A 15,863-nucleotide genomic window follows, 5' to 3' on the forward strand; every position below is an offset into this window, starting at 1 on the left:
TGGTTACGCTGCGGGAGCGATGAAGGCCAGTTCCAGGTTGATGGCAACCTTGTCGCTGACCAGCACGCCGCCGGCTTCGAGGACGGCGTTCCAGGTCAGGCCGAAGTCCTTGCGGCTGATCGTGGTTTCGGCGCTGAGGCCGGCGCGGGTGTTGCCGAAGGGATCGACGGCCACGCCGTTGAATTCGGTCTCGAGGGCGACGGGGCGGGTGATGCCCTTGATGGTGAGGTCGCCCTGCAGCTCGTAGGCGTCGCCCTTGGGGACGATGGTGTTGGAGACAAAGGAGATCTCCGGGAACGTCTCGACGTCGAAGAAGTCTTCGCCGCGGACGTGGCCGTCGCGGTTGGCGTCGCCGGAGTCGAAGCTTGCGGTCTTGATCGAGGCGTTGACCTTGGAGTCGGTGACGTTCTCGGCGAGGTCCAGGGTGGCTGAAGCGTCGGTGAACTGACCGCGGACCTTGCTGATGCCGGCGTGGCGGACGGTGAAGCCGATCTCGCTGTGCGACGGGTCGAGGGTCCAGGTGCCGGTAGTGACGTTTGCGGGAAGTGCCATGGTGGTTCTCCTTGAGTCGGGTTGGTACTGCGGTGGTTCGTCTGATCGCTAGTTGAAGCATCATTGGTTGAACTCTCAACTAACTGCTTCACCCAGTATAAACATGCATTTGCATCTTTTATTCCAACTCCGGGGAACATTTTTCCAAACTCATCAGTTCTACCTCCTGTAGAAGATTTCAGATCGACCGGCATCTTTGAGAAACTGGTAGACATGCCCCAAGCCACTGTTCATTTGCTCCGCCACGGCGAGGTCCACAATCCCGATGGTGTCCTGTACGGCAGGCTGCCGGAATTCCACCTCTCCGAACTCGGCCGGGAGATGGCCCGCACCCTGGCGGAACACTTCAGGGAGCGTTCCGCGCAAGGGGCCCGGATCGTCCACCTCGCCGCGTCCCCGCTGACCCGCGCGCAGGAGACTGCGCAGCCGATCGCCGACGCCCTGGACCTGGAGATTGCCACCGAAGCCCGCATCATCGAGGCCGCCAACTACTTTGAGGGCCTCCACGTCTCCAAAGCGGAGCTGCTGCGGCCCAAACACTGGGCCCGGCTGTACAACCCGTTGCGGCCCTCGTGGGGTGAGCCCTACAAGGAGCAGGCCGCGCGGGTCATCGCGGCAGTCCAGGACGCGCGCGTCCGGGCCCTCGAACTGGGCGGCAACGGGGCCGAAGCCATCCTTGTCAGCCACCAGCTGCCCATCTGGGCCACGCGGCTCAGCGCCGAAGGCCGGCCGTTGTGGCACGACCCGCGCAAGCGCGAATGCACGCTGACCTCCCTGACGTCCCTGGTGTTCGACGACGCCGGCGGCCTCGTGCGCGTCGACTACAGCGAGCCCGCTGCCGCCCTGCTGCCCGGTGCCGCCAGCACCCCGGGAGCCTGACCATGGCCGCGAACCACCGCGAAGAAACTCCTTTGTCCCGCCGCCGCGTGCTGACCGCCGGCGGGGCCGCGCTGGCCGCCGTGTTCGGGCTGTCCGGCTGCGCCCAGGACGACGCCTTGGCCAAACAGGCCAAGGCCGGGGATAACAAGAACTATGTGGCCGGCGACGGGTCCGTCACCGAGTTCGCCGTCGCGGACCGCAAGAGTCCCGTGGCGCTCAAGGGGACGCTGTTCGACGGCACGGCCGTGACGTCGGCGGACTTCCCCGGCAAGGTGACCGTGCTGAACTTCTGGTTCGCCGCCTGCGCCCCCTGCCGGGTCGAGGCGCCCTCCCTCGAGGCGCTGAACCAGGAATTCAAGACCAAGGGCGTGCAGTTCTTCGGCGTCAACCTGCGCGATGAGAAGGCCACGGCCGACGCGTTCGACAAGACCTTCAACCTGACGTACCCGAGCTTCAATGACAAGGACGGCGCCGTGCTGCTGGCCGTCTCCGGACTCGTGCCGCCCGGTGCCGTGCCTACCACCCTCGTGCTGGACAAGCAGGGCCGCGTCGCCTCCCGGGTCCTGGGCGAAATCCAGCAGGGCACCCTGAAGTCCCTCATTGCCGCCGCCGTGGCCGAGTAGCGCGGCCCCACTGTGAACAGCCCCTTCGCCGAAGCCATCCTGAACGGATCGCTCCTGCTTGCCATTCCTGTCGCGCTGCTGGCCGGACTGGTCTCCTTCCTCTCGCCCTGCGTCCTCCCGCTGGTGCCCGGATACCTGGGCTACGTCACGGGACTGACCGGCGTCGACCTGCAGAAGCAAAGGCGCGGGCGCATGCTGGCCGGCATCGGGCTGTTCGTCCTCGGATTCTCCGTGATCTTCGTGCTGCTCGGCGGCGCCTTCGGGCAGCTGGGCAGCGTCATCACGGGCTCGCAGAACACCTGGATCACCCAGCTGCTGGGCGTCCTGGTGATCGTCATGGGCGTGGTGTTCATGGGCGGCTTCGGCTGGCTCCAGCGCGATGCCAAAATCCACGCCAAACCGCCGGCCGGCCTCTGGGGCGCGCCCCTGCTGGGCATCACCTTCGGGCTGGGCTGGGCGCCGTGCATCGGTCCGACGTATTCGGCCGTCCAGCTGCTTAGCCTCTCCGGCGGCTCCTCGGCGGCCAAGGGGGCGTTCCTGGCGTTCGTCTATAGCCTTGGGCTGGGAATCCCGTTCCTGCTGATCGCCCTGGCCGTGCGCCGCGGCATCGGCGTGATGTCCTTCTTCCGCAACCACCGGCTCGCCATCCAGCGCACCGGCGGCGGCATCCTGATCCTGCTCGGGATCCTGATGGCGAGCGGCGTGTGGGGCACCTGGGTCTCCGGGTTGCAGTACTGGTTCCAAACCGATGTGAAATTGCCAATCTGATGAGCGAGCGCGTGAACGAAAAGAAGAAGTCCCCGAAGCCCGAGGCCGTCCTGCCCACCCTGGGTCCGTTGGGCATGCTCCGGTGGGCGTGGACGCAGCTGACCAGCATGCGCACAGCCCTGTTCCTGCTCTTGCTGCTGGCCGTCGCCGCCGTGCCCGGCTCGCTGTTCCCGCAGCGCCCGGCCAACCCGGCGATTGTCACGCAGTACATCAAGGACCACCCGGACTACGGCGCGATCCTGGACTCGGTGCAGCTCTACGACGTCTACTCCTCGGCGTGGTTTTCGGCGATCTACATCCTGCTGTTCGTCTCGCTGATCGGCTGCGTGATCCCCCGCGCCATCGCGCACTACAAGGCGATGCGCTCCCAGCCCCCGCGCACCCCCGCCCGACTGTCCAGATTGCCCGAATACGGCACCCTGGTGATTCCGGCCGACGCCGGGATCCCGGCGTCGGCCGCCATCACCGACGCCGCCGAGCTGCTGAAAAAGCGCGGATACCGCGTCGACGTGCGGGACCGCGACGGCGCCCGCCCGTCTTTGGGTGCCGAGCGCGGCTTCCTGAAGGAAGTCGGCAACCTCGTCTTCCACACCGCGCTGATCGGGGTGCTGGTCTCGGTGGCGGCCGGCGGCCTCTTCGGCTACAGCGGGCAGCGGATCCTGGTGGAGGGGGACACGTTCGTCAACACCCTCGTCGGGTACGACCAGTTCACCCCCGGCACCAATTTCCAGAGCAGCCAGCTGCAGCCCTATTCGGTCCAGCTGGACAAGTTCGACATCACCTTCGACCGTGAATCGAAGGGCAAGTTCGGTCAGCCCATCGACTTCACCGCCGCCGTGACCACGAAGGAAAACCCGGACGCACCCGCCAAGAAAGAGGTGCTCAAGGTCAACGACCCCCTCAGCCTCGGCGGCACCAGCGTGTACCTCACGGGCAACGGCTACGCTCCCGTGGTCACCATCCGCGACGGCGCCGGCAACGTTGCCATGCAAGGTCCCGTGGTCGCCAAGCTCCAGGGCGAGAACTACTACTCCTCCGTGGTCATCAAGGTCCCGGACGCCAAACCGGAACAGCTCGCCTTCGCCGGGTTCTTCCTGCCGACGGCGTTCGTCACCGACCAGGGCGTGTCCTTCAGCGGTGATCCGGAGCTCATCAACCCGCAGCTGACGCTCAACTCCTACTTCGGCGACCTCGGCCTCGACGCGGGCTCCCCGCAAAACGTCTTCGAGCTCGACGTCAAGAAGCTCACGCCGCTCAACGCCCGCAACCTGGACACGAAGGGCATCGTCCTGGCGCCCGGAAGCAGCTACACGCTGCCGAACGGCAAGGGTTCCATCAGCTTCGACGGCGTCAAGCGCTACATCGGCGTGGACATCCACCACAACCCCGGACAGCTCTACGCCCTGATCTTCGCGCTCCTGGCCGTCGCCGGTCTGGTGACTTCGCTCTACGTGAACCGCCGCCGCGTCTGGGTCCGCACGGGCACCCACGAGGACGGACGGACCATGGTGGAGTACGGTCTGCTGGCCCGCGGCGAAGACCACCGCCTGGCCGGGGAGGCCGCGGCCATCCGCAAGCTCCTTTCCGACGATTGGCTGTTGGGCGATGACGCCCCAACCGGTTCCCAGCCCGCTCCCAGCGCAACAGCGGATAATGACCGGGCGGATACCGCCGCGAACGGTGCCAGCGGCGCAGACGCCTCTCCTGAACAACCCGCAGAAGACTTCATCCAGTCAACAGCCGGCTCTTCCGAGTCGAAGAAGGACCAGTAATGCCGTTCTCGATCAACGAAACCATGGGCCAGTACAGCGAGCTGTTCATGCTGCTGGCCGCCGGCACGTACACGGTGGCGTTCATCGCCTTCGCCTGGGACCTGGCCAAGAGCAGCAAAACGCTGCGCGCGGTGGACCTCAAGGCCGCAGAGCTCTCCGGGGCGGCCGAGGCCGATGCCGCGCGGGTTCCCGTCGGTGTCGGCGCGGCGGCCGCCGGAGCCGACGTCGCCCGCTCCGATGCGGACGTCAGCGGACCGGCAGGCCGTGCCGAGCGTCCGACGTCGGCCACCTCCCGCCGCGGCACCGCGGCAGGCGCGGGACAGACCGCCGACGGCAGCATGCGCTACGCCGGCGAGCGGCGCGCCCCCGCCCGGGTGGCCGTCGCGCTGACCGTCCTCGGCGCCGCGATTCATGCGGCAGGCGTGATCACCCGCGCGCTGGGTGCCGGCCGGGTGCCGTGGGGCAACATGTACGAATTCCTCACGACGGGCGCGTTCGTGGCCGTGGCCGTCTTCCTGCTGGTGCTGATCCGCCGCGACCTGCGCTTCCTGGGCACGTTTGTGATCGGGCTGGCCATCATCATGCTGGTCGCGGCCTCCATCGCCTTCTGGACCCCCGTGGGCCACCTCGTGCCGGCGCTGCAGAGCTACTGGCTGATCATCCACGTGTCCATCGCGGTAATGTCCTCGGCCCTGTTCACCCTGACCTTCGCCATGTCCGCGCTGCAGCTCGTGCAGTCGCACCGGCAGAAGACCATCGCCGCCGGCGGCGCCGACAAGCTCGGGTTCATGCGCCTGGTTCCGAACGCCCTGAGCCTGGAGAACCTGTCCTACCGCATCAACGCGATCGCGTTCGTCGGCTGGACCTTCACGCTCATGTTCGGCGCCATCTGGGCGGAGAAGGCCTGGGGCCGGTTCTGGGGCTGGGACACGAAGGAAGTCTGGACGTTCGTGATCTGGGTGGTCTACGCCGGATACCTGCACGCCCGTGCCACCCGCGGCTGGACCGGAACCCGTGCCGCCTGGCTGTCGATCGTCGGCTACCTGTGCGTGGTCTTCAACTTCACGATCGTGAACCAGTTCTTCAACGGACTGCACTCCTACTCGGGACTGTAAGCCGCACCGCAGCCGGGTCCTTCCGGGCCGGCACTCCCTCGATTTGCCACAGATGGCCGCTAAGCCGATCTGCTTAGCGGCCATTCGTGTCAAGTGGGTGCCGCTGGGGTCGGCTGGTGTCGGCTGGGGCGGCGTGCGGCTGGGGTCGGCTGGGGTGGCGTGGCGTGCCGGCACCTGTGTGCTGGGCGCCGCGGACCTCGGGGGGCTGCTTCCGGGGCTGCCAGGGACCGCACTCCATCGATTCGCCTTAGATGGCCGCTAAGCCGATCCGCTTAGCGGCCATTCGTGTCAAACGGGTGCGGCTGGGGTCGGCTGGTGTCGGCTGGGGTGGCGTGGCGTGCCGGCACCTGTGTGCTGGGCGCCGCGGACCTCGGGCGGCTGCTTCCGGGGCTGCCAGGGACCGCACTCCATCGGTTTGCCACAGATGGCCGCTAAGCCGATCCGCTTAGCGGCCATTCGTGTCAAACGGGTGCGGCTGGGGGCTGTGTGGCGTGCGGCTGGGGTCGGCTGGGGTGGCGTGGCGTGCCGGCACCTGTGTGCTGGACGCGGCCGCGGACCTCGGACGGTGCTTTCGGGGCTGGCAGGGACCGCACTCCATCGATTTGCCACAGATGGCCGCTAAGCCGATGCGCTTAGCGGCCATTCGTGTCAAGTGGGTGCGGCTGGGGGTGGGCACGTTGACGCCGGCCCGGCTTTTGGCCCGGTTCCGGGGTCCAGCCGCGCTCCGTCAGAGCCGCACGCACGCGGGTAACCGCGGCCGGCTCCATCCCAGGGCCGGGCGGGGTCAAGTGCCATTGGGTCAATACGACGACGCGCCACCCGGCATCCCTGGCGTTCTCATCCCGGAAGATGTCGCTGCGACGCTGGGCCGGACCGGCGTGGTGACCGCCGTCGTACTGGATCGCGATCCTTTCTTGCTCATAGGAGAGATCCGGGTCCTGGATCCAACCGCCGGTTTCATCGAACATGGGGACGTTGATTCCGGGTTCGGGCAGGCCATGTCGAATCAGGAGGAGCCGGAGTTCGGTCTCCTTGGGGGAATCCGTGCCGGCGCGTATCAGGGAGCGGGCCTGCATGGCCCGCCGGTAACCCGCCCGGCCTTGCTTCCCGGCGAGGAATGCGTCCAGCTCAGCGAGCGTGGTCAACGGATTTCTCCGCCGCAGCAGGAAGTCCCCGGCGATCACCAAGTCATCGAGGCTTAGTATGCCCGCGAGATCGAACCACGTCCGCAGCGGAGAGGTGCAGCTCACCCGCACCCCGGTCACGATTTCCTCCGGTTCAAGTGACTGCTGATGGCCCACAACATTCTTATGCCGGACCGCCCGCTGGCCCGGCCGACTCGTCAGATGGATGACCGCCAGGTTCTCCAGGGTCTGCGGCAGTGGAAATCCCCACAGCACTGCCGCAGACAGGTGGCTTACGATTGCGCCCGTCACGGCAGTCAGGGCATGCACACGTTTCAGCAAACTGTTTGGGGTGGCGGCCGTGGCGCGCACCCCGTAACAGGGGCTGACGAGATCCCTGGCCCGGGTCCGTCGTCGCCCCACCCCGGCAGTGCGGGCCGCGGCCACGGTGAAGGGCTGGTTTCGAAGATGCGGGGGAAGCTCACTGGGCTGGCGCATACGGGCATTCTGCGCCCGCGCGGACAAGGCTCGGAGGTTATCCACAGAGCAGGCACAGTGTGGGGGAGGAGTGGGCGGTGCGCGCAGCAGACGCGGGCGCAGACGAGTGGCGGCCATTTGCCGGAGATGGTCGCTTAAAGCGTGGGATTCCGGCCATCTGGGGCGAACGGCCGCAGATGGAGGCCCGGGCGGGGTGACGGGGGCGGCCGAAGATGGGAAAGGGACGCCTGGGCCGGGGCGCGTGCACAATGGCCAGAGGAGGGGTGGGCAGCAGACGCGGGCGCGGATGGGTGGCGGCCATTTGCCGGAGATGGCCGCTTAGAGCGTGGGATTCCGGCCATTTGGGGCGAACGGCCGCAGATGGAGGCCCGGGATGGTGCTACTTGACCTCTACTTGACTTCGTCAGTGCCGGGCGTTCCGGCGTCGCCGGGTTCGTGGGCATCGCCGGCGCCCTCGGTGCCGCCGGCTTCCGCGTTGCCGGCGTCGTGCTTGCGGCCCTTGGCGTCGAATTCTTCCTTGAGCTTCTTGAGCCTGTCGGCCTCGGCCTGGTTGCGGCGGCGGATCTCAAGGTTGCGCAGGAACTCGGGGTCGTCATCGGGCGCTACCGGGTGGCTGTAGGCAACCGGTGCGGTGTCCGTGGCGCGGGGGCGTCCAATGAGAAACCACAGGGTGGCGCCGACCACGGGGAGGAGGACCTGCACGAAGATCCAGGCGGTCTTGGAGATGCCCCTGGTCAGCCGCGCGTCAGTGCGGATGAGGTCGACCAGTCCATAGACAAACACGGCCAGTATGACGATCGGAACCACTACACGGAGCATACCTTCAGTCTAGCCGTCGGGCGCCTCGACGGCGCCGGTCACTATGCCCGGGTGCAGGCCACCGGCACCGCGGCCGCCTGGAGCGGGATGGCCGAAGCAACGCGCCGTCCTGGCGGCTAAACTTGAGGCGTGGCTTTCCTCAAATACACCCTGATTCGGCTGGCGCTGTTTGCGCCCTTGTTTGCGCTCTTCCTCTACCTTCAGCTGGGGGTGCTCCTGGCCGCCCTGTGCGCCGGGATGATGTCGTTCGCCGTCAGCTTCCTGTTCTTCCAGAAGCAGCGCGACGCGGCCACCGCGACGCTCCACCACCGGTTCTCGGGCAAGGCCAAGCCGATGCGCAGCGCCGGCGAGGTGGCCGACGCCGAGGCCGAAGACCGCCTCGTGGACGAGAACCCCGACATTGCCGTCCGCACGGACAACCGCCCCAAAGATTCTCGGCAGCCCGGGGCCTGAGCCCCCGGCCTAGTCCCGTGCAGTCCCGGGAAACCGCGGCTCAGAGCCCCCGGCCTAGAAGCCGTGGCTGAGTACGAGCCCGAGTGAAAACAGTGCGGCGAAGCCGAGGTTGATCAGTCCGGTCTGCTTCAGGACCGGGATCAGGCTCTTGCGGCGCCGCCCGGAGATCATCAGCCAGGACGGCATGAGGCTGGCGGGGATCAGCAGGAGCACAATCAGCATCCAGGGCCGGGCGGGGGCCAGGACGATGACCAGCAGGATCGCTACGGCCAGCATCAGCACGTAGCTTTCGCGCGCGTGCTTGTCCCCGAGCCGCACGGCCAGGGTTTTCTTCCCCGCCTTTCTGTCGGTGGGGATGTCACGGACGTTGTTGGCCATCAGCAGGGCGCACGCGATCAGTCCGGTGCCTATCGCCCCGATGATCGCGGCGAGGCTCAGTTGCCCCGCCTGGGTGTACGTGGTGCCAAGCGTTGCGACGAGCCCGAAGAACACAAACACGAAGACGTCGCCCAGGCCGAGGTAGCCATACGGGTTCTTGCCGCCGGTATAGCCCCAGGCGGCCAGCACGCAGCCGACGCCGACCAGGATCAGCCACCAGGCCTGAGTGATAATCACGAGGATCAGGCCGAACAGCATCGCCAGCCCGAAGGCCGCGAACGCTGCCCTTTTGACGTGCTCCGGGCTGGCGGCCCCAGAGCCCACCAGCCGGAGGGGACCCACCCGGTCCTCATCCGTGCCGCGGATGCCGTCCGAGTAGTCGTTGGCGTAGTTGACGCCGATCTGCAGGAGCAGGGCGACCAGCGCGGCCAGCACGGCGTTCAGCAGGATGAACGAATCCATCTCGTAGGCGGCCGCGCTGCCGATCAGCACCGGCGCGATCGCGGCGGGCAGGGTGCGCAGTCGGGCGCCTTGGATCCATTGTGCGGCTGTAGCCACGGTCAGTACCTCGTTGGTTGGTTGAATACTCGTTGGTTGAAACACGCAGCCGGCCCGAAGCCGGAGGCGGCTTGTCTATTTTCCCTGATGGAGGGCGTCCAGCAGGACCGTCATGCCCAGCCGGTCCGGTTTGCCGTTGGGCAGCATGAGCAGTTCCGCGGCGGGCAGCACCGTCTTCGGGGCCAGCGCGCCCAGCGATGGTGCCCAGGTCTCGTTCCGGCGGTCGGCGAACGCCGCCAGCCCTTCCGGGGAACTGTCGACCACGGCGACGTACGCGGCCAGGGCGTGGCCCCACTCGGCGGACGGCACACCGGCGACAAAAGCCGCCCGTACGCCGTCGAGCTTTTCCAGCTCAGCCTGGACATGCGCGGCCGAAACTTTGACGCCGCCGGTGATGACGACGTCGTCGGCGCGGCCGAGCACGGTGAGCCGGCCGTCGGCGTCCAGCTCACCGAGGTCATTGGTCCGGTACCAGCGGACGCCGTCCGCTTCGATGAACGCCGCTGCGGAGAGCTCGGGGGCCTGAAGATAGCCGGCGGCAATGGTTGCCCCGCCCAGTAGGATGCGGCCGTCGTCCTCCACGCGGACCAGGACGTCCTCGAGCGGGAAGCCGTCGTATACGCACCCGCCGCAGGTCTCGGACGAGCCGTAGGTGGTCACCACCCGCACTCCGGCGTCCCTGGCTGCGGCGAGCAGCTCCTCGGACGCGGGACCGCCGCCGAGCAGGACGGCGTTGAAACGCCGCAGCACCGCCAGCGTCTCGGCGGAGGGCGCGTCCAGGAGCCGCTGGAGCTGGGTGGGCACCAGCGAGGTGAAACGGAGCTTGTCCGTGAGCTCCAGCGCCGCGGCGGTGAAGGCCTCCGGCGTAAAACCGCCGGAGAGGTCCATGACCCACGGGCGGGTCCCCGCAAAGAGCGAGCGGACCAGCACCTGGACGCCGGCCACATACTGGACGGGAAGGGCCAACAGCCACTGCCCCTCGCCCTTGAGCGCAAGGGCGGTCGCCACGGACGAAGCCGCCAGGGCATCGACGGTCAGGACGGTCGCCTTTGGTGTGCCGGTGGACCCGGAGGTCCGGACCACGACGGCCGCGTCCTCGATGCCGGCAGTGTCAGGGAATCCCAGCACCGGCGAGCCGTCCGGCCCGGCGGAGAGTTCGACGGCGGGTCCCTCGCCATGGAGGGCAGCAGCCAACGCCTTGAGCGCAGGCTCGATGTTTATGGCTCCGGAAGTCACAGCGCGCCTTAGAAGTAGTACGGGAAAGCGGACCAGTCGGGATCGCGCTTCTCGAGGAAGGCCTCCTTGCCCTCCACGGCCTCGTCGGTCATGTACGCCAGGCGGGTCGCCTCGCCGGCGAAGACCTGCTGGCCGGCCAGGCCGTCGTCGGCCAGGTTGAAGGCGAACTTAAGCATGCGGATGGCCTGCGGGGACTGCCGGGCAATGTCGGCGGCGTATTCCAGGGCGACCTCCTCGAGGCGTTCGTGGTCCACGGCCTCGTTCACGGCGCCCATCCGGACCATGTCCTCGGCGGAATATTCGCGGGCCAGGAAGAAGATCTCCCGGGCGGACTTCTGGCCGATCTGGCGGGCCAGGAGCGCCGAGCCGTAGCCGGCGTCGAAGCTGCCCACGGTGGCGTCGGTCTGCTTGAACTTGCCGTGCTCGCGGGAGGCGATCGTGAGGTCCGAGACCACGTGGAGGGAGTGCCCGCCGCCGGCTGCCCAGCCGTTGACGACGGCGATGACCACCTTGGGCATGGTGCGCATGAGCCGCTGGACTTCCAGGATGTGCAGCCGTCCGGCGCGGGCGGGATCAATGGATTCCTTGGTCTCGCCGTCAGCATAGCGGTACCCGTCACGCCCGCGGATCCGCTGGTCCCCGCCGGAGCAGAACGAGTGCCCGCCGTCCTTGGGGGAGGGGCCGTTGCCGGTGAGCAGGACGGTCGCCACGTCCGGGGTCATCCGGGCGTGGTCCATGGCGCGATAGAGCTCGTCCACGGTGCCGGGCCTGAAGGCATTGCGGACCTCGGGGCGGTCGAAGGCGATGCGGACGGTGGGCAGGTCCCGGACCACCTCCCCGTCGGCGGAGCGCTCCACCTGCCGGTGGTAGGTCATGTCCTGGAAGTCGTCGAAACCGGACACGGTGCGCCACCGGGAGGGGTCAAAGACGTCGGATACCTTGGCGGGGATTTCGTTGCTCACAGTCCGAGTCTAGTAATCGCGTCAGCTGATGCAGAACTCGTTGCCTTCCGGGTCCGCCATGGTATGCCAGGAATGCGGTCCCTGATTGGCTGACCAGAGGAACGTCGCGCCGCGGGCAACAAGGGCGGCCCGCACGGCGTCCTTGTCCCCTCCCGCGAGCCGCACGTCCCAATGGACCCGGTTCTTGACCGACTTTTCCTCCGGGACAATCTGGAACAAAACGCGGTGGGCGGGCGCTTTGGCATCGAGTTCCTCCGGCGGGCGGATGGCGGCACCCTCGCGCCACACGAGCCTGCCCTGGTGTGTGGTGGTCTCTGCCTCGGTCGCGAAGCCCTGCTCGATCATGGAGTGGATGAAAGCCTCATCCTGGGGCTCCACGGCCCAGTCCAGGGTTTCGGCCCACCAATCCGCGAGCTCGTGCGGGTTCTTACAGTCGACGACGATCTGGATTTTCAGTGTCATGGAAAGAACCTACGACGTCGCCGCGTGCGGCGGTAGGGTTCAGGCCTCTCCGACGCCGCGTTCCTTCGGTCAGCCCTGGACCTGCTGCAGCTGTTCGAGCACCTCCGGCGGAATCGCGTAGATGAAGATGACCGCCAAGAGGTTCTTGGAGGCGTGGACGAAGTAGGAGAACATGACGTTCTTCCCGGTCCAGACGTACACGAACACCAGAACGGCGCCCATAGCGATGTACGGCATCAGCACCTGCAGGGTCATTTGCTCCTGGCCCACGATGTGCAGGGCCGCAAAGAGAATCACGGACATGGTGCAGCAGACCCAGAGGTTGACCCGGCGGCTCAGTTTGCCGATCAGCAGATGGCGGAAGATGTATTCCTCGACGAACGGGCCGACCAGCACCAGCAGGGGCACCATGAGCCAGACCGGGACCTGCTGCATGAGCGCCTGGAGGCCGGCCTGGTTGGCGGAGGTCTGCACCGGCCCGCTAAGGGCCACGAGCACCGCGGTGAGGATGAGCATCGCCACGACGGTCAGCGGCACCATCAGGGCCGTGAACCAGGGCCTCGTGGCCAGGACGCGGAGATCGCGGACCGCAACACGCCGGGCGGCGGTCAGGGCTAGGACGCCGACGGTTGCGTAGAAGATCAGGTTCACCGCGTAGGACGCCACCGCAGGATTGGGCGATAGCTGCAGCAGCAGCGGCTCCAGCAGGCTGCCCGCCACGGCGAATAAACCGGCCACGGCAACATAGAGTCCAACAGTGATGAAATCGAGCCGGGAGAACCGGTAAAGCTCCGGCTGCGGCGCGGGTGGTGTGCGGAGAGCTGTGCCCATGTCCCCAGCCTAACGCCGAGGCAAGGTGGCATGGTCCCGTACAATATTCGGTATGCCTAAGTTTTCTTTTCGGTGCGCCAAAGTCGTCCGCCGATCCCGACCGGTTCGCGCCGTCGGAGCCGCCGTCGCTGCCATTGTTCTCTGCCTGTCCCTGACAGCGTGCGGGGGTGCCGCGCCGGGCCAGGGGCCCGGGGGCGAGAAGCCCGTCGTCTTGACCACCTTCACAGTCCTAGCCGACGTGGCGCGGAACGTGGCGGGGGACAAGCTGCAGGTCGAATCGATCACGAAGGCCGGCGCTGAGATCCACGGCTACGAGCCCACGCCCGGCGATATCCGCAAGGCGGCCAAGGCGGACCTGATCCTGGACAACGGCCTGAACCTGGAGGTGTGGTTTGCCCAGTTCGTCGAAGGCCTGGACGTTCCGCACGCCGTGGTGAGCGAAGGCGTGGAGGTGATGTCCATCGGCGAAGACGCCTACAAGGGCAAACCGAACCCGCACGCGTGGATGTCGCCGGTCAACGTTCAAATCTATGTGGACAACATGGTCAAGGCGTTCTCCAAGCTTGATCCGGATAACGCGGCGGTCTTCGAGGCGAACGGTGCCGCCTACAAGGCCCAGCTGCAGACCGTGAAGGAAGAAATGGTCCAGAAGCTCGCCACCGTCCCCGAGGCGCAGCGGGCCCTCGTGACGTGCGAGGGCGCATTCTCCTATCTGGCGCGCGACGCCGGCCTCCGCGAGGTCTACATCTGGGCCGTCAACGCCGAACAGCAGGCCACCCCGCAACAAATCACTAAGGCCATCGAATTCGTGAAGGCCAACAAGGTCCCTGCCGTCTTCTGCGAGTCCACGGTGTCGGATGCCCCGATGCGCCAGGTGGTGGGAGCCACGGGTTCGACATTCGGCGGGGTGCTGTACGTGGATTCGCTCTCCGAGTCGGACGGGCCCGTCCCGACGTACCTGGACCTCATCCGGCACGACTCCAAGATCATCACCGAAGGCCTGACGGGAGCGGCATCATGAGCCATCCGGCGATTCTGGTGGAAAACGTCACCGTCCACTACGGCGACGTCCTGGCGCTCGACGCCGCGTCGCTGTCCCTTGATGCTGCCCGGATCTGCGGTCTGGTGGGCATGAACGGCTCCGGCAAGTCCACGCTTTTCAAGGCGATCATGGGAATGATCAAGCCCGACGCCGGCCGCGTCCTCATCAACGGTGAATCGCCTGCGAAGGCACGCAAAGCAGGCGGAATCGGCTACGTCCCGCAGAGCGAGGACGTGGACTGGCAGTTCCCGCTGTCCGTCCGCGACGTGGTGATGATGGGCCGCTACGGGCACCAGGGGTTCACCCGGCGGGCGTCCAAGGCGGACCGCGCCGCCGTCGAACTCGCCCTAGACCGGGTGGAACTCTCCGAGTTCGCCAACCGGCAGATCGGCCAGCTCTCGGGCGGCCAGCGGAAGCGCGCGTTCGTGGCCCGGGGGATCGCCCAGGGCGCCACTATGATGCTCCTGGATGAGCCGTTCGCCGGGGTGGACAAGCGCTCCGAGGCAACCATTACGCGCCTGCTGAAGGAGCTGGCCTCGGACGGCTGCACCATCCTGATCTCCACCCATGACCTGCACGCACTGCCGCATCTCTGCGACGAAGCCGTGCTCCTGATGCGCAAAGTCCTGATGCACGGCCGGCCCGAGGTGGTCCTGCAACCCGAGCACCTGGCCATGGCCTTCGGCCTCGACGTTCTCAACCGGGATCTGCCCGTCCCGGAGGCTGCTGCCCCTGACCTCACTAGCCCGGACCTCGGTGGCCCGAACCTCGCTGGCCCGGGCCTCGCTGGCCGCACCGCATCGAACCCCCAGGGCAGGAGCTGAACCATGGACCTCGTCAACATTCTGCTGGAACCGCTGAGCTATGACTTCATGGTCCGCGCGCTCATCACCACGGCGCTGGCTGCCATTGTGTGCGCCGTGCTCAGCTGCTGGCTGGTGCTGATTGGCTGGTCGCTGATGGGCGACGCCGTCTCCCACGCCGTCCTGCCGGGCGTCGTGCTCGCCTACATCGTCGGGGCGCCCTTCGCCCTGGGGGCACTGGTGTTCGCGCTGATTGCCGTGACCCTGATCGGGGTGGTCCGCAACACGAGCAGGGTGAAGGAGGACGCGGCGATCGGGATCGTGTTCACCTCGCTGTTCGCCCTGGGACTGGTGCTCATCTCGGTCACGCCGAGCCAGACGGACCTGAACCACATCATCTTCGGCAACCTGCTCGGCGTCAGCATCCCTGACCTCATCCAGGTTCTCGTGCTGGGTGTCGTCGCCTTCACCATCCTGATCCTCAAGCGGCGTGACCTGACCCTCTACGCCTTCGACCCCACACACGCCCACGCAATCGGCCTATCCCCGAAACGCCTCGGAGCCCTGTTGCTGGGCCTCCTGGCGCTGACCTCCGTCGTGGCGCTGCAGACCGTGGGCGTGGTGCTGGTAGTGGCCATGCTGATCATCCCCGGCGCCACGGCCTATCTGCTGACGGACCGGTTCTCCCGCATGCTCGTGATCGCGCCCGTCATTTCCGCAGTGTGCTCCATCGCCGGCATCTACATCAGCTACTACCTGGACACTGCTTCCGGCGCCATGGTGGTCCTGACGCAGGGGGCCGCCTTCGCCGCCGTCTATCTGTTCAGCCCCCGGCAGGGCCTGATCGGGACGCGCCTGGCGAAGGCCCGGCGCAAGAAGGCGGTTGCGCTCGCCGCCTGAGCGGCCAACGGCGGCCGGCGACAGCGGCACCCGCCCCGGCGCCCAGTGCCCCAGTGACGGCCGGCGGTGCCATACTGAGGCTGCAGGC

General features: G+C 67.2%; 17 protein-coding genes. 9 read left to right on the top strand and 8 right to left on the bottom strand.

Annotation, left to right across the window (positions count from 1 at the left end):
• Nucleotides 1-3 precede the first annotated feature (3 nt).
• Nucleotides 4-552, bottom strand: coding sequence for a YceI family protein (locus tag C566_RS0114400; RefSeq protein WP_018775052.1), 549 nt, complete (start codon nucleotides 550-552; stop codon nucleotides 4-6).
• A gap of 213 nt (nucleotides 553-765) precedes the next feature.
• On the opposite strand from C566_RS0114400, the gene C566_RS0114405 reads away from it, so the two are divergent.
• Genes C566_RS0114405 through ccsB form a run of 5 tightly spaced genes read left to right on the top strand, consistent with a single transcriptional unit; the run spans nucleotide 766 to nucleotide 5,709 of the window.
• Complete coding sequence (locus C566_RS0114405; protein WP_026266714.1) at nucleotides 766-1,431, top strand: histidine phosphatase family protein; 666 nt, start codon at nucleotides 766-768, stop codon at nucleotides 1,429-1,431.
• 2 nt (nucleotides 1,432-1,433) lie between these two features.
• The gene (locus tag C566_RS0114410; RefSeq protein WP_196802382.1) at nucleotides 1,434-2,054 is read left to right on the top strand and encodes a TlpA family protein disulfide reductase; all 621 of its coding nucleotides are present in this window, start codon (nucleotides 1,434-1,436) and stop codon (nucleotides 2,052-2,054) included.
• A 12-nt stretch (nucleotides 2,055-2,066) separates the two neighbouring features.
• A complete protein-coding gene (locus tag C566_RS0114415; RefSeq protein WP_018775055.1) occupies nucleotides 2,067-2,822 on the top strand; it encodes a cytochrome c biogenesis CcdA family protein in 756 nt (251 codons plus the stop codon).
• Nucleotides 2,822-4,594: a cytochrome c biogenesis protein ResB gene (gene resB, locus C566_RS0114420; RefSeq protein ID WP_018775056.1), complete on the top strand. Its 1,773-nt coding sequence runs from the start codon at nucleotides 2,822-2,824 to the stop codon at nucleotides 4,592-4,594. Before C566_RS0114415 ends, resB begins: the two co-directional genes overlap by 1 nt.
• Nucleotides 4,594-5,709, top strand: a complete 1,116-nt coding sequence (ccsB, locus tag C566_RS0114425) for a c-type cytochrome biogenesis protein CcsB (RefSeq protein WP_018775057.1) — start codon at nucleotides 4,594-4,596, stop codon at nucleotides 5,707-5,709. Before resB ends, ccsB begins: the two co-directional genes overlap by 1 nt.
• A gap of 632 nt (nucleotides 5,710-6,341) precedes the next feature.
• Here ccsB and C566_RS0114430 read toward each other — a convergent pair.
• The gene (locus C566_RS0114430) at nucleotides 6,342-7,358 is read right to left on the bottom strand and encodes a hypothetical protein (RefSeq protein WP_231386375.1); all 1,017 of its coding nucleotides are present in this window, start codon (nucleotides 7,356-7,358) and stop codon (nucleotides 6,342-6,344) included.
• A 363-nt stretch (nucleotides 7,359-7,721) separates the two neighbouring features.
• Nucleotides 7,722-8,150 (bottom strand): PLD nuclease N-terminal domain-containing protein, encoded by a 429-nt coding sequence (locus C566_RS0114435; RefSeq protein WP_018775059.1) that lies wholly within the window; start codon nucleotides 8,148-8,150, stop codon nucleotides 7,722-7,724.
• 129 nt (nucleotides 8,151-8,279) lie between these two features.
• Here C566_RS0114435 and C566_RS0114440 point away from each other — a divergent pair, with 129 nt between their 5' ends.
• Complete coding sequence (locus C566_RS0114440) at nucleotides 8,280-8,603, top strand: DUF4229 domain-containing protein (RefSeq protein WP_018775060.1); 324 nt, start codon at nucleotides 8,280-8,282, stop codon at nucleotides 8,601-8,603.
• Between the two features lie 54 nt (nucleotides 8,604-8,657).
• Here C566_RS0114440 and C566_RS0114445 read toward each other — a convergent pair whose 3' ends face one another.
• The 5 genes from C566_RS0114445 to C566_RS0114465 all read right to left on the bottom strand — a co-directional run bounded on the left by C566_RS0114445 (nucleotide 8,658) and on the right by C566_RS0114465 (nucleotide 13,030).
• On the bottom strand, nucleotides 8,658-9,539 hold the full coding sequence (locus tag C566_RS0114445; protein ID WP_018775061.1) for a 1,4-dihydroxy-2-naphthoate polyprenyltransferase: 882 nt from the start codon (nucleotides 9,537-9,539) through the stop codon (nucleotides 8,658-8,660).
• Nucleotides 9,540-9,614: 75 nt separating this feature from the next.
• Nucleotides 9,615-10,775 (bottom strand): AMP-binding protein, encoded by a 1,161-nt coding sequence (locus tag C566_RS0114450; protein ID WP_018775062.1) that lies wholly within the window; start codon nucleotides 10,773-10,775, stop codon nucleotides 9,615-9,617.
• Nucleotides 10,776-10,783: 8 nt separating this feature from the next.
• Nucleotides 10,784-11,737, bottom strand: a complete 954-nt coding sequence (locus C566_RS0114455; protein WP_018775063.1) for a 1,4-dihydroxy-2-naphthoyl-CoA synthase — start codon at nucleotides 11,735-11,737, stop codon at nucleotides 10,784-10,786.
• A gap of 21 nt (nucleotides 11,738-11,758) precedes the next feature.
• Complete coding sequence (locus C566_RS0114460; protein WP_018775064.1) at nucleotides 11,759-12,199, bottom strand: VOC family protein; 441 nt, start codon at nucleotides 12,197-12,199, stop codon at nucleotides 11,759-11,761.
• A 69-nt stretch (nucleotides 12,200-12,268) separates the two neighbouring features.
• Nucleotides 12,269-13,030 carry a CPBP family intramembrane glutamic endopeptidase gene (locus tag C566_RS0114465; RefSeq protein ID WP_018775065.1) on the bottom strand — a complete coding sequence of 254 codons (762 nt, stop codon included), beginning with the start codon at nucleotides 13,028-13,030 and terminating at the stop codon, nucleotides 12,269-12,271.
• A 52-nt stretch (nucleotides 13,031-13,082) separates the two neighbouring features.
• Between C566_RS0114465 and C566_RS0114470 the strand changes: the two genes are divergently transcribed.
• From C566_RS0114470 to C566_RS0114480, 3 genes are read left to right on the top strand one after another with little or no spacing between them, the layout of a single operon-like run.
• Nucleotides 13,083-14,051 carry a metal ABC transporter substrate-binding protein gene (locus tag C566_RS0114470; protein ID WP_026266715.1) on the top strand — a complete coding sequence of 323 codons (969 nt, stop codon included), beginning with the start codon at nucleotides 13,083-13,085 and terminating at the stop codon, nucleotides 14,049-14,051.
• Entirely contained in the window at nucleotides 14,048-14,896 is an 849-nt protein-coding gene (locus C566_RS0114475) for a metal ABC transporter ATP-binding protein (RefSeq protein ID WP_018775067.1), read from the top strand. Before C566_RS0114470 ends, C566_RS0114475 begins: the two co-directional genes overlap by 4 nt.
• 3 nt (nucleotides 14,897-14,899) lie before the next feature.
• Nucleotides 14,900-15,775, top strand: a complete 876-nt coding sequence (locus C566_RS0114480; RefSeq protein WP_018775068.1) for a metal ABC transporter permease — start codon at nucleotides 14,900-14,902, stop codon at nucleotides 15,773-15,775.
• The last annotated feature ends 88 nt before the right edge of the window (nucleotides 15,776-15,863 follow it).

Source organism: Arthrobacter sp. 131MFCol6.1 (assembly GCF_000374925.1).
In the GTDB taxonomy this organism is placed as follows: Bacteria; Actinomycetota; Actinomycetes; order Actinomycetales; family Micrococcaceae; genus Arthrobacter.